The 12,516-nt window shown below is 70.9% G+C and carries 17 protein-coding genes and 1 tRNA gene; 10 read left to right on the top strand and 8 right to left on the bottom strand.

The genetic code is table 11. The annotated features are described in order from the left end of the window. Positions 1-56 precede the first annotated feature (56 nt). On the bottom strand, positions 57-194 hold the full coding sequence (locus tag C468_RS18390; RefSeq protein WP_161609731.1) for a hypothetical protein: 138 nt from the start codon (positions 192-194) through the stop codon (positions 57-59). A gap of 702 nt (positions 195-896) precedes the next feature. Between C468_RS18390 and C468_RS15605 the strand changes: the two genes are divergently transcribed. From C468_RS15605 to C468_RS15590, 4 genes are all read left to right on the top strand, one after another. Then, entirely contained in the window at positions 897-1,976 is a 1,080-nt protein-coding gene (locus C468_RS15605; RefSeq protein WP_008849869.1) for a glutamate--cysteine ligase, read from the top strand. A gap of 70 nt (positions 1,977-2,046) precedes the next feature. After that, positions 2,047-2,682, top strand: coding sequence for a winged helix-turn-helix domain-containing protein (locus C468_RS15600; RefSeq protein WP_008849868.1), 636 nt, complete (start codon positions 2,047-2,049; stop codon positions 2,680-2,682). A gap of 60 nt (positions 2,683-2,742) precedes the next feature. Further along, the gene (locus C468_RS15595; protein WP_008849867.1) at positions 2,743-3,237 is read left to right on the top strand and encodes a phosphopantetheine adenylyltransferase; all 495 of its coding nucleotides are present in this window, start codon (positions 2,743-2,745) and stop codon (positions 3,235-3,237) included. After that, a complete protein-coding gene (locus tag C468_RS15590; protein WP_008849866.1) occupies positions 3,234-3,740 on the top strand; it encodes a hypothetical protein in 507 nt (168 codons plus the stop codon). Before C468_RS15595 ends, C468_RS15590 begins: the two co-directional genes overlap by 4 nt. Positions 3,741-3,749: 9 nt before the next feature. Here C468_RS15590 and C468_RS15585 read toward each other — a convergent pair whose 3' ends face one another. From C468_RS15585 to C468_RS15565, 5 genes are all read right to left on the bottom strand, one after another. Next, positions 3,750-5,192 carry an FAD-dependent oxidoreductase gene (locus C468_RS15585; protein ID WP_008849865.1) on the bottom strand — a complete coding sequence of 481 codons (1,443 nt, stop codon included), beginning with the start codon at positions 5,190-5,192 and terminating at the stop codon, positions 3,750-3,752. 76 nt (positions 5,193-5,268) lie between these two features. Beyond that, a complete protein-coding gene (locus tag C468_RS15580) occupies positions 5,269-5,796 on the bottom strand; it encodes an RNA-binding protein (RefSeq protein WP_008849864.1) in 528 nt (175 codons plus the stop codon). A gap of 22 nt (positions 5,797-5,818) precedes the next feature. Then, positions 5,819-6,007 (bottom strand): hypothetical protein, encoded by a 189-nt coding sequence (locus tag C468_RS15575; RefSeq protein ID WP_006113388.1) that lies wholly within the window; start codon positions 6,005-6,007, stop codon positions 5,819-5,821. 80 nt (positions 6,008-6,087) lie between these two features. Further along, positions 6,088-6,669: a DUF7524 family protein gene (locus C468_RS15570; RefSeq protein WP_008849863.1), complete on the bottom strand. Its 582-nt coding sequence runs from the start codon at positions 6,667-6,669 to the stop codon at positions 6,088-6,090. A gap of 62 nt (positions 6,670-6,731) precedes the next feature. Further along, positions 6,732-6,926 (bottom strand): methytransferase partner Trm112, encoded by a 195-nt coding sequence (locus C468_RS15565; RefSeq protein WP_049912277.1) that lies wholly within the window; start codon positions 6,924-6,926, stop codon positions 6,732-6,734. Positions 6,927-7,056: 130 nt separating this feature from the next. Here C468_RS15565 and C468_RS15560 point away from each other — a divergent pair, with 130 nt between their 5' ends. The 6 genes from C468_RS15560 (at position 7,057) to C468_RS18205 (ending at position 10,246) form a co-directional block, all read left to right on the top strand. Next, positions 7,057-7,335, top strand: a complete 279-nt coding sequence (locus C468_RS15560; RefSeq protein WP_008849861.1) for a ribonuclease P protein component 4 — start codon at positions 7,057-7,059, stop codon at positions 7,333-7,335. Positions 7,336-7,411: 76 nt separating this feature from the next. Beyond that, a complete protein-coding gene (locus C468_RS15555) occupies positions 7,412-8,401 on the top strand; it encodes a class I SAM-dependent methyltransferase (protein ID WP_008849860.1) in 990 nt (329 codons plus the stop codon). Between the two features lie 194 nt (positions 8,402-8,595). Further along, positions 8,596-8,817 carry a hypothetical protein gene (locus tag C468_RS15550; RefSeq protein ID WP_008849859.1) on the top strand — a complete coding sequence of 74 codons (222 nt, stop codon included), beginning with the start codon at positions 8,596-8,598 and terminating at the stop codon, positions 8,815-8,817. Beyond that, positions 8,804-9,193, top strand: a complete 390-nt coding sequence (locus tag C468_RS15545) for a hypothetical protein (protein WP_008849858.1) — start codon at positions 8,804-8,806, stop codon at positions 9,191-9,193. Before C468_RS15550 ends, C468_RS15545 begins: the two co-directional genes overlap by 14 nt. A 616-nt stretch (positions 9,194-9,809) precedes the next feature. Further along, positions 9,810-9,882, top strand: a tRNA-Thr gene (locus tag C468_RS15540). A 232-nt stretch (positions 9,883-10,114) separates the two neighbouring features. Continuing rightward, positions 10,115-10,246 carry a rubrerythrin-like domain-containing protein gene (locus tag C468_RS18205; RefSeq protein ID WP_152422937.1) on the top strand — a complete coding sequence of 44 codons (132 nt, stop codon included), beginning with the start codon at positions 10,115-10,117 and terminating at the stop codon, positions 10,244-10,246. A gap of 15 nt (positions 10,247-10,261) precedes the next feature. On the opposite strand, the gene C468_RS15535 is transcribed toward C468_RS18205, so the two are convergent. Continuing rightward, positions 10,262-11,506 carry a helix-turn-helix transcriptional regulator gene (locus tag C468_RS15535; RefSeq protein WP_008849857.1) on the bottom strand — a complete coding sequence of 415 codons (1,245 nt, stop codon included), beginning with the start codon at positions 11,504-11,506 and terminating at the stop codon, positions 10,262-10,264. 132 nt (positions 11,507-11,638) lie between these two features. After that, positions 11,639-12,516: hypothetical protein (locus tag C468_RS17695; RefSeq protein WP_008849856.1), on the bottom strand; the 878-nt coding region annotated here is incomplete at its 5' end.

Below are 12,516 nucleotides of genomic sequence, written 5' to 3'. Positions count from 1 at the left end.
CGGTTCGGCTCTACCGAAGTCGTCACCGACCGCCGACGTCGAACGCGGGCACCGCGTCACCCGTTGGTGACAGTGATCTCGAACGCTTCGCGAACGCTCCGTTCGGAGTCGTCGTCCGGGAAGACCGCGACTCCGTACTGATACTCGCCGGGTTCCGCGGTCTCCGGGACGGCGATCGGTGCCTCGACGGTCACGTCGGTGCGTCGCGCCCAGAACCACCGGGGCGGAGTCCTCCCCCGAGTCCGGCGGCGGGGAGACGCTCCGCTCCGAGGCGGCCGTCCCGATGGTGATTCCCTCGGGCGGCGGTCGGAAGGCGAAGCCGCCGATATCGGTCGCCCGGACCGTGACGGTCGCTTCTTCGCCGGGCGAGAGCGTCAGCGCGTCGCCGTCGACCGTCGGATTCCATTCGCCGGCGCCGGCGCATCCAGCCAGCGGGACCGCGCCGACGGAGAGGAGCCCCGCGACGAGCCGGCGTCGATTCATGCCAAGTACCCGCACTCAACGTAACAAGTATCTTGTGGGGAGGTCTGTCGGGAAATACCTCGGATTCTCGGTCGTTTCGCGGCTCGGTCCCTGTGAATTCGAATTCGACGCTTCGAAGCGCCAGCCGCTCGGCTGGACGATTGTCTTCTCGTTTATCAGCCGCTGACCGACACGGATACCGCCGAAGCCCCGGCCGCGAGGCTGCCCCTTCGAATCCCACCCCGCACCCCACGCCTCCCCAGCCTCGTCAGTCGGCCTCCGCTTCGCTCCGGCCGACTGACTCCCTCGCGCGCGCTCCTCGCGCCCTTCACCGGGCGCTCGGAGGCGCGCGCCACCGTCGGAAGTCTGGTCCTCATCGGTCGCGCTTCCGCCTTCCAATCCTTATAAGAACGCGCGACCGGTACGAAGCGGTAATGGATCTCGGTTCGCGGGACGCGTTCGCCAGCATGGGAACGCTAGGCATCGAAGAGGAGTTCTATATCGCGGATGCCGACGGACGCCCGACGTCCGGGACCGACGACCTCGTGTACGGCCGCGACCCGCCGAGCGAGGTGCCCGAGGGGTTCGATCACGAGCTGTTCCAGTGTACCATCGAGGCGCAGACGCCGCGGATCGAAGACCCCGCCAACGCCGCGGACGCCCTCGCGACGGTGCGGGAGGCGCTCGTCGACCACGCCGCCGCCGACGGGTATCGGATCGCGGCCGCCGGGCTCCACCCGGCCGCGAAGTGGCGGGAGCTCGACCACGTCGAGAAGCCGCGGTACCAGGCGCAGCTGGACCGGATACAGTACCCGCAACACCGCAACACGACTGCGGGGCTCCACGTCCACGTCGGCGTCGACGACGCGGACAAGGCGGTGCAGATTGCGAACCGGCTCCGGTGGCACTCGCCCGTGCTGCTCGCGCTGTCGGCGAACTCGCCGTTCTGGAACGGCTTCGACACCGGGCTCGCCTCGGCCCGCGCGAAGGTGTTCGAGAACCTCCCGAACACCGGGATCCCCTCCGCGTTCGACGACTTCGACGCCTTCCAGCGCTACGAGCGCCGGATGGTCGAGCAGGGCTCCATCGACGACCGCGGCGAGCTCTGGTTCGACGTGCGCCCGCACACCGGCCACGGCACGGTCGAGGTCCGCGCGCCGGACGCCCAGCGCGACCCGGCGGTCACCCTCGCGCTGGCCGAGTACGTCCACGCCCTCGTGGTCGACTACGCCGAGCGCTACGCGGACGGCGAGTCCCCGCCGAGCCTGCGCCGCGAGCTGTTAGACGAGAACAAGTGGCGCGCGATCCGCCACGGGCACGACGCCTCCTTCATCACCCGCGACGGCGAGGACACGGCGCCGCTCGGCGAGGTGGTCGACGACGAGTGCGACCGCCTCGGGATCGACGGGATCCGGGACGTGTACGCGGCCGAGAGCGGGAGCCAGCGCCAGCGGCGGCTCCGCGAGGAGGACGGGCTCGACGCGCTCTGTGACGACCTCGTCCTGTCGCCGTAGCCCCGAGCCCGTTCCGTCGGAACCGAAACGACGAGAAACGCTTTTGGGCGCGCGGACCGCAGTTTCCTGTATGACAACGGACGATTCTGTCGACGACTCCGACGAGGACCTCGCTGACGACCCCGATTTCGATTCCAACGACGACTCGCCGACCGAGCGGACCCGCGAGGAGCTGCGGAAGACCAAGGAGCGGCTCGGCGAGAGCGCGGACAAGGCCGTCAAGGGGTTCGACGACAACGTCGTCGACCTCCTCTCGTGGCTGCTCGACACCGAGACCCGCGCGCGGATCTACGTCTACCTCCGCGACAACCCGAACAGCACCAGCGACGAGGTCGCCGACGGCACCGGGCTCTACCCGAGCACGGTCCGCGAGGCCCTCGCGGAGCTCCACGACGAGGGCACCGTCGAACGAGACAAGCGCGAGGCGAGCGGCGCCGGCAACAACCCCTACGAGTACGAGGCGATCGCGCCGAGCGAGCTGGTACAGGGCGTCGTCGGCGACGTGCAGCGAGAGCTCAACGCCGTGTTCAACCTCGACCGACGGCTCGGCGGCGAGTCGCCCGACGGCGACTCGGAGCCGGTCCACATCTCGGTCGACGACGACGACGAGGGCAACGACGGGGACGGGGACGAGGACGACGAGAGCGACGCCGACGCCGATGCCAGCGAAGGCGAGGACGAAGGCGAGACGGCGGGCGACAAATAGGTCGCGCTCGGTCGCTCCCGCTTCGAGACGTTTTAAGTCCCGTCCGCGCAACCGATGTGCATGAACGTCGCGCTGGGTGGTACGTTCGATCCCGTTCACGACGGCCACCGGAAGCTGTTCGAACGGGCGTTCGAGCTGGGTGACGTGACCGTCGGGCTCACGTCGGACGAGCTCGCGCCGAAGACCCGACACGTCGAGCGGTACGTCCGCCCGTACGACCGCCGGAAGCGCGACCTCGAGGCCGAGCTGACCGACCTCGCCGACGAGCACGGTCACGAGTTCGAGATCCGCGAGCTGACGGACCCGACCGGCATCGCCGTCGAACCGGAGTTCGACGCGCTGATCGTCTCCCCGGAGACGAGGGCGGGTGGAGAACGGATCAACGAGATCCGCCGCGAGCGCGGCCACGGACCCCTCGAACTCGTCGTGGTCGACCACGTCCCCGCCGAGGACGGCGAGCGCATCTCCTCGACTCGTATCGTCGCCGGCGAGATCGACGAACACGGCAACCTCACCCCCGGCCGGGAAGGCCGGGGCGCGACCCGTCCGGAATGACGGCGGACACTGACGACTCCGGGCGGTTCGCTCGCGTCGCCCTCGGCGAGACGGGGTTCGAGCGCGCCGCCGTCTGGAGCGCGGTCGGCTTCGCCGTCTCGTACGTCGCCTTCGACGCGGTCGGGATCGCGGCCGACGCGGCGGCCTCGCTGGGCGGGTTCGCCGTTCCGCAGGCGCTCGCCGCCCCTGTCGCCGGGGGCCTGGCCGCCCTGACCGCGGTCGGCGTCGTCGCCTTCGCCGCGGTTGGCGGAGGCGTGCTCCCCACGGTTCTCCTCGCGTACGGGCCCCTCGCGGCGGCCCTCCTGCGGACCGTCGGCCCGGAGCCGTACGCGATCCCGCTCGCCGACCCGGTCCCCTTCCTCGTCGCCGTGGGCGAGCCGCTCGGCGCCGCCCTCGCGGCCGCGGTCGCCATCGGCGTCGCCGGCTACGCGGTCGGGCGCGTCGTCGCCGGAATCGGCAACAAGACTCCCGAAAGCGACTCGGAGGCGACCGCCGACGACTGACGCGCTCCGTCAGTCGCCGTCGAGCGTCCCGTTGAGTACCTTCGCGGCGACGAGGATCGGGTCCCACACCGGCGAGAAGGGGGGCGCGTACGCGAGGTCCAGCCGCTCGACTTCCGGGACGGTCATGTCGGCCTCCAGCGCGGTCGCGAGCGTGTCGATCCGGATCGCCGCGCGGTCGGGGCCGGCGATGCTCCCGCCGATGAGCCGACCCGTGTCGCGGTCGGCGACGAGGGTCACGTCGGTCGGCGCCGCGCCGGGGTAGTAGCCCGACCGGGAGCCGGCGGTCACGGTCTCGCGGACCGGGTCGAAGCCGGCCTCGCGGGCCGCCTCGTCCTCGACGAGGCCGACGCGGCCGGCCTCCATGTCGAACGCCTTCACGACCGCAGTGCCCGCGATCTCGCCGACCGGCGAGGGGTCGCCGGCGATCGTGGCGCCGATCGCCCGGCCGGCCCGGTTCGCCGTGAGTCCGAGCGGCATCCACGCCTCCTCGCCGGTGACGGCGTGGATCGCGGTCGCGCAGTCCCCGGCCGCGTACACGTCGGAGAGGGTCGTCCGGCCGTACTCGTCCGTGCGAATCGCGCCGCCCGCGCCGGTCTCGACGCCCGTCCCGTCGAGGAGTTCGGTGTTCGGGCGGATCCCGACGCCGACGATCGCCATGTCGACGGGGAGGGTCTCGGGGCCGTCCGCGCCGTCGAAGGCGATCCCCTCGATCCGGCCGTCGCCGGTGAGGTCCTCGACGGGGGCGTTCGTGCGGACCGTCACCCCGCGCTCGACGAGCTCGGCCTCGACGCGCTCGCCGACGGCCTCGCCGAAGTCCGAGAGGACGTGCCCGGAGCGGTGGAACAGGTGGACGTCGAGCCCGCGGCCGGACAGCGCCTCGGCCATCTCGACGCCGACGTAGCCGCCGCCGACGATCGCCGCGGTCTCGGGGGCCGCCATCGCGGCGTTCCGGTCGACTCGCTCGCGGTCGACCGCGCTCACGTCGGCGCGGTCGGGGTCGTATTCGTCCGGCTCGGCGATGTACGCGTCGATCGCGGCCGCGGCGTCCATGTCGTGGAGGGTGAAGGCCCCGTCCAGCCCGCGCACGTCGAACGGGCCGACCGACGCGCGACCGCCCGTGGCGACGAGCAGGTCGTCGTAGGCCTGCTCGACGGTGTCTCCGTCGGTCGTCTCGACGGCGACGGTCTTCGCATCGGGGTCGACGGAGACGACCTCGTGGCCTCGCCGGAGGTCGATGCCGCGCTCGTCGACCTCGCTGGGCGACAGCGAGAGGAGGTTCGACATGCGCTCGATGCGCCCCTCGATGAAGTACGGCATCCCGCAGTAGGCGTACGATATCCACTGCCCCTTCTCGAAGACGACGACGTCGCGGTCGGGCGCCTCGCGGCGGAACTTGCTGGCCGCGCTCAGCCCTGCCGCGTCGGCACCGACGACGACGAACGGGTCGCTCATGGGCGACTCGACGGCGGGCGGTGGTAAAAAGGCACGCCGGCGGTGCGGGCGGGGCGCCGGCTCCGCCAGCCGGCGGTTACGTCTCGTCGTCGTCGTCGTCGGAAGTGTCGTCTTCGTCGTCGTCGTCGGAAGTGTCGTCTTCGTCGTCGTCGTCGCCGCTCTCGTCGTCTCCGTCGTCCGCCAGCCGCCCCAGCGTCTCCCGGGCGTTCTCGACGGCCGCCTCCTTATTCGCCGGGTACGCCTCGACCTTCGCGCGGACGGTGATCCCGGGGCCGAGCCGGACGTCGCCGCGGAACGCGGCCTGCTTGTCGACGCGGAGGAACAGCGCGCAGTTGTCGTCGACCCGCTGGTCGAGCTCGTCGATCACGCGGTCGACCTCGTCGAGCCCGGAGAGCCGGTCGAGGACGTGTCGCATCCCGTCGGCGTTCTCGATGCGGGCCGAAAGCACGACGATCCGGTCGCCGTGGTGGCCGACGTTCTCGACGCGGTCCAGCTCGGCGTCCTCGGGGAGGAACGTTCGAAGGGCGTCCGCGACCCGCTTCTCGTCCTCGGTGGCGTACGCGAACGCACGGAGGTCGACGTAGTGGAACGGGACTTTTGCCATGCGGGTCGGAAAAACGGGGGAGTTACTCCTCGCTCTCGACGGCGTCGAGAGCGTCCTCGGGGACGCCGGTCTCCTGGCCGTCCTCGAAGCTGACCGTGTAGGTCGCGTCGCCGAACATCGTCTCCATGACCTGCGTGATCGTGCCCGACTCGCCGTCGTACTCGCTGTGCTTGTCGTGGAGCACGACCTCGTCTTCCTTCTCGAAGCTCATGCTCAGACGTTCCGCTGGCACGCTTAAAAGCGCCCGGATTCGCGGCGATCGGCGGCGAGCGTCCGCCGCGTCCGCGCCCGTCACCACGCCGCCAGCAGCGCCGCCCCGAGCGACACCGTCAGGACGACGGCGACGACCACGGAGACGACCGCGCTGTCGAGCGCGAGCGCGACGGCGACCCCTCCGGCGAGCGCGAGGAACGCGGCGACCGCGCCGGGCACGCCGCCCCGTTCGATCAGCCGGTCGATCGCCTTCGCCGCGCGCTGGGACGGCGTGACCTCCGGCGGGCGCTCCGGCGGCTTGGTGAACGCCTCGTCGACGGCGACCTTCTCGGGGACTGGGTCCTCGGGGGGGTCGACCCGGACGTTGACGTACCGGGTCTCGGAGCCGTAGCCGGTGACGATTTTGAGCTTCCCCCGGACCGGCTCCGCCGCGTCCGCGACGGAGACGTGGACGTGTTTCGTTGCCTCGTCGTCGACGAAGTGGTTCGTTTCGGCCAGCGAAACGACCCGGTCGAGGTCGTCGTCGAAGTGCAGATGGACGTGCGTGGAACGGCCCTCGTTCTCGAGCGCGACGGCGAACGGGCCGGTCGTCTCGAACCGGTCGGGCGCCCGGATCGAGTGGACCGCGTCCCCGTTCAGTTCGACGGAGAGTGTCGACACGTACGGGTCGACGCACTCACACTAAAAAAAGATGCAGTACGAGACGAGGGAGCGGTCCGCGCCTACGCCGCCGCCTCGTCGCGCATGTCCGGCGGGAGGAGGTTCGGGATGCCGTCCTCTATCGGGTAGGTCTCGCCGCACTCGGTGCACGTGAGCGTCCCCGCGAGGATCTCGTCGTCGTCTCGCTCGTCGACGTCGAGGTCCAGGTCGGCCTTGTCGAGCGGGCAGCAGACGACGTCCATCAGGGATTCCTTCATGCCGCGTCGTTCGCGCGGGCCGTTAAAAAAGCGTGCGGGTTGGCGGGCCACAGAGGGGATCGCCTCCGGAGGGTTCGGGGGCCGCTCCTCGATGGCAACGACTTTGCCGGTCCGTCACCCCCGGCGAGGTATGGGGATCCCGTCGGAACGGATCGACCGGCTGCTCGCGCTCGCCCGCGAGGCCGTCGTCGACGACGAGTACGACCGCGCGCGAGAGTACGTCGGGCTCGCGCGCCGGATCGCCGAGCGGAACCGCTGCGGCGTCCCCGCCGAGTTCTCCCGGAAGACCTGCGGCGACTGCGGCGTCTACCTCCGGCCGGGGAAGACGAGCCGCGTCCGGCTCCGCCCCGGCCGGGTCGTCGTCCGGTGCCGCGAGTGCGGATCGACCGCGCGGTACCCGTTCGACTGACCGAGCCCGCCCTCCCGCAGCGCTCCCGGGCCGCGAAAGCGTCAGCGTTTATGACTCGCCGCGCGTTCTCGCGACAATGAGCGTTCCCTGCGTCGCGGTCGAGCGCGAGCGTGGCGAGGCGGTCCGCGAGCGGCTCGCCGACGCCGACGCCCTCGACGGCGACCACGAGATCGCGGTCGACGGCGACACGATCTACATCCCCGTCACTGACTCCGAGGCGGTCCCCGTCGACCTCGCCCCGACGATCGTCGAGCGCGACGCCGCGGAGCGCGACCGCCCGCGGACCCCGGCCGCGATCCTCGGGTACGAGCCCTCGCTGGAGCGGCTCGGCGACATCGTCATCATCGACGAGGACGACGACGAGCGCGCCCGCGAGATCGCCGAGGCGGTGATGGCCTCCGACGTGCCCTGCGAGACGGTGCTCAACAGGGCCTCCCCGATCGAGGGCGAGCTGCGCGTCCGCCGCTGGGACGTGCTGGCGGGCGACGGCACCGAGACAGTCCACCGCGAGTACGGCCACGAGTTCGCGTTGGACGTCGCCGAGGTGTACTTCTCCCCGCGGCTCGCCACCGAGCGCCACCGGGTGATCGAGCAGGTCGCCCCCGAGGAGACGGTCGTCGACATGTTCGCCGGGGTCGGTCCCTACGCGGTCCCGATGGCCGGCCGCGGCGCTGACGTGGTCGCCTGTGACCTCAACGAGCGCGCGGTCGAGTACCTCCGCGAGAACGCCGAACGCAACGGCGTCGGCGACCGCGTGACCGCGATCGCGGGCGACGTGCGGGAGGTCGCCGACGAGTACGCCGGGGTCGCCGACCGGCTCGTGATGAACCTCCCGCACTCCGCCGACGAGTTCCTCGACACGGCCGTTCGGCTGGCGGGCGACGACTGCGTCGTCCACTACTACGACATCCAACACGAGGACGACCCGTTCGGCCCCGGCGCGCGGGCGATCCGCGCGGCCGCCGGCGATACGTACGACGCGACCGTCGAGACGGAGCGCGTCGTCCGCTCGTACGCGCCCCACGAGTACAACGTCTGTCTGGACGTCAGGCTCACGCGGGCTTGAACCGCGCTCGAGCCGGGTCGCACCCGAGCCGAGCCGGTCCGCGTTCACGCCGAGTCGCGCCCGAGCCGAGCCGATTTGGGGTCTCCCGCCACCCGTCCCTGCGGCGGTTCGCGATTCGGAGTCCTGGGGGAGGCTCACCGCCGTGGTTTCGATCGTGTGACACTTTTATATTGCTGTGTGACGTACGATTATTCATGAGTGACAGCGTAGACCCCGAGGAGCGCATCGACGAGACGACGACGTGGCCCGACCTCGCCATCGGACTCTACGACAGGCTGACGGGACGGAACGCGGAGATCGTCTACGAGTTCGAGGACATGAGCGTCGACGTGCCGAGCGGTACCGGGGAGGACGTCGAACACGCCAGCTGGCGGCTCGACGGCACCGTTCGGGTCACGACCCGTGAACAGGACTGACGCGAGGGCACCGCTCTCGGTCACCACGGAGGACCTGACGCTCACCGCTGCCGGCGTCGAGCTCCCGGTCCGCTCGACGGGCGATCGCCTGTTCATCGAGGCGGCAACGGTTCGCGACGCGGTCCGGGTCGCGCGGAGCCTGCCGGAGGACGCCGACGCCCGCGGCCCGGCCGCGCTGTTGACCGCGACGGACCTCACCGCCGAGATACGGGTCCGAGGGCGAACGGTCGCCGTCCTCGGCGCCGACGCCCGGCCGGGACTGCTCTCCCGCGAGCTCGGCGTCGCGCCGGCGGAGGCGCGGCTCGCGGGGGCCGTGGGTGCCGCGGTGAGCGGACTTTCCGCGGCCGCGCGGGCCCCGATGCGGCTCTTCGAGTAAGGGAGTCGTCGGGCGTTCCGGCGGCCGGCGCCTCGTTTCGAACGTGAGTTCCCCCAGCGCTCGCTGGCGGGAAAAGTGGTACGCGTCGACGGCGTGACCGCCGTCCCACCCGGAGAACGCCGGCGGGTCGGGACGGCTGCAGGCCCGTCACATGACAAGAGTCCACGGCCGCGAGACGGTCGAGACCAGAGGCGATTTCGCGCTTGGCACGTCAGAGACGTGGATCACACGTCGGCCGTGTCGGATCGCTGATAGGGTGACTGTCGCGCCGGGTCGCGGTGGGGGTCGCGACCGGCGGGACGAGCGACGCCCGGCACGGGCTCCGACCGGGCAGACACCGTCGGGGGAGTCGATCCCCGCCATCGCGGCACACGATCGGTGTTGTCACGCTTTGATTGAGGTCCAAACACGTATATATGCTTTTTCCTTATATTCTTGTGACTATCTGCAATTCAACTCACTGATTCGAACGGGACGGCGAATATTTCGAAACGAACTCCAACACTTGTTCGCTCTCGATAGTCGAGTGGAACCGGTCGGCGTCGGGGGATCTCGTAGACCGTGTCGTCGCGGTTTCGGAACCCTTATTTTTCCGTTCGGGAATGGTATGATGCGTGCCGGAGTAGCTCAGCTGGCAGAGCGATTCCTTCGTAAGGAATAGGTCGAGGGTTCAAATCCCTCCTCCGGCTCTTCTGACGGACCACCGTGAAGTGGAAGAGAGGAGTCACGGGAGCGATCTCGAGTCGGTAGAGACGCCAGACGGAGCCGCTGGAACGCCCGGACTTCTCCGTCGAACTCGCTCGTCGTGCCAGAGTTTACCGACGGAATCGATCGTTCGTGCATAGAACGCCGCACTTCTGATTATAGTCTGTAAAGAATATTAGGGCACCAGCTAATACTCTTGGTAGCATATCACACAATATGCGACCAGAATCAGGGGCGAACGGACAAGAACTGTACGAATGTTTCGAATGCGGTGCGCGCTCCGAATCGGGCGGCACCTGTGAGTGCGGCGGCGAACTCCAGCACCTCGGTCGGTCGCGAGACCTCTGAGGCCCGGCGGCGAGGTCACTCTTCGGCGGCGTCGCCCTCGTCGCCGTCCGCGTCGTCGTTCTCCGGGGCCGAGTCGTAGTCGGGGAGCGAGAGGACGTTCTCGCGCCCGAGCCGGAACCCGTCGAGGTCGCCGTCGTCGCGGAGCCCCGTCACGACCTGACTCGTCTTGGCCGCGGTCCAGTCCAGCTCCTCGGCGACCCGCTTCTGTTTCATCCGCCCGCCGTTGGCCTCGACGAGCCGGAGCACCTGCTCTTCGTTGCTCAACAGGTCGGTGTCGACCGGCGGCGCCGAGTCGGCGCCCTCGTCGGCCCCGTTCTCGCCCCCGCCGGCGTCGCCCCCGCTCCCGGCGCCGTCGCCCCCGCCGGCGTCGCTGGCGGTGCCGGCCGCGGAGCCGCCAGACGGGTCGCTCTCGTCGGCGTCGCTCGCGGCCGCGGTGGCCGCCGCGCTCCCCGAATCCCCCGCTTCGTCTGTCGCCCCGTCGACGGTCGCATCCGGCGCGTCCGACGGCGGGCTCGGAGCCGACTTCCCCCACGGCCGACGGCGGTAGCCGATCACGGCGACGACCGCCGCGAGAAGTCCGATCGCGACGAAGAGGACCGGCCCGGCGGCGCGGCCCGCCGGCTCGATCACCACGCGCGGCTGCCCCTCCGTGAAGTCGTCCGGCCCCTGCCAGACGACCGCGCTGTCGCGGGTCTCGGTCGGCGACGGGGAGGCGTCGCCGAGCTGATAGCCGTCGCCCCACGAGACGATGAGCGACGTGGTCTCGTCGAGGAACAGCCCGTCGATCGCGTCGCCGACGAGGAGCCGGTCCCCGTCGACGGCCGCGAAGTTGCTCCACTCGAACCGGTAGGTGAGGACGCCGTACGACTGCGGGAGCTCGCGCTGCTCGGCCGTGACGGTCGTGTTCGTGACGGCCATCTCGCGCCCGGTCGCGTTCTCGGCGACGGCCGCCGTCGACGACATCCGGTCGCTGAACCGCCCCGTGTAAGCCCCCGGATCCGACTCCACGTCCGCCTTGAGCTCTTCGAACGCTTGCTCCTCGTCGTCGCTCGCGAGGCGGATCCGGTACTGGGTCTCCCAGACCGCGTCGCCGTCCGGCTCGACAGTGACCTCGATCAGGATGTCATCGGGATCGACGTCCATCTGTTCGAACCCGCCGGCCGGGACACCGGCACCGCTCTGAGCGGCCCCGACCGACGCGAGGCCGACACCGACGACGAGCGCGGCGACGACGGTCAAGAGGAGCACCGTTCGCTGCACGGACGGGGAGTTACGAGGCTCGGATAAATCGCTTCCTATCACGGTCGGCGTGTCGACGCCGTCCGCGCGGAGCCCGTCGCGCGCACGAGCGAGCCGTCGTTCGGGCCCCGAAGCGCCCGGCCGCGGTCCGGCCTACCCATCGATCCCGGAGACGGCCCGGCGGAGGGCGTCGGTGCCGTCCGCCCACGAGCCCGTCAGGCGGTCGGTGAGGGTCTCGACCTGGGCGACGGCGCTGGCGGCGGCGGACCCGCTCCCGGATCCCCGGTCACCGGCGTCGTCGCGGGGACCGGCTTCGCCCCCGGGCGACGACTCGTTCGGTCCGGCCCCGTCGGTCCCGCGGTCGGTCGCGTCGCCGCCGGTGCTCGCGTTCGTCCCAGTTCCGTCGGAGGCGTCGTTCGTCCCGCCGTCGCCGGTACTCGCGTTCGTCTCGGCGCCGTCGCCGCTACCGCCGCTGGGGGCGGCGTCGTTTCCGGGCATCCTGTTTCCGTCCTCACCGGACGCCGCGTCCGCTCCGGGGACCGGTTCGCTCGCGTTCCTCATCGGCCCGCTGCCGTTCCCGGAGGCGCCGTCACCGTCCGACGGTCCGCCGGCCCCCGGTCCGGTCGCGTTGCCGGTCCCGTTCCCGGCTCCGGGCGCGCCAGCCGGTGGTCCACGCCGGTTCGAGGCGAGCGGCTGACCCACGCCGTTACCCGCGACGCCGCGGGCGATAGCCGACACCTCCGGGCCGCTCGCCCCGTTCGCCCGCTCGCGAACCGCGTCGAGCCGCTCGCCGTCGAGGCCTTGCGCCCGGCGAACCGGGTCCGGGAGGTCGCGGGCGACGGCGGCGCTCCGGTTCGCCTCGCGCTTCACGGTCTCGGCGCGGGCCCCCGTCTCCGCCATACGGGCGGCGAACTCGCCCTGTGTGAGCTCCCCGGCGTCGCGAAGCTCGCGGAGTTCGCGCTGTCGGCGTTCGATCTCGGAGAGCCGCTGTTCGGTCCGATTGAGGCGCTCGGCGACCAGCGCCGCCCGCT

Source organism: Halorubrum kocurii JCM 14978 (assembly GCF_000337355.1).
GTDB lineage: Archaea > Halobacteriota > Halobacteria > Halobacteriales > Haloferacaceae > Halorubrum > Halorubrum kocurii.
Note: the sequence above shows the minus strand (reverse complement) of the source record. Positions and strands in the feature narration are given on the sequence as shown.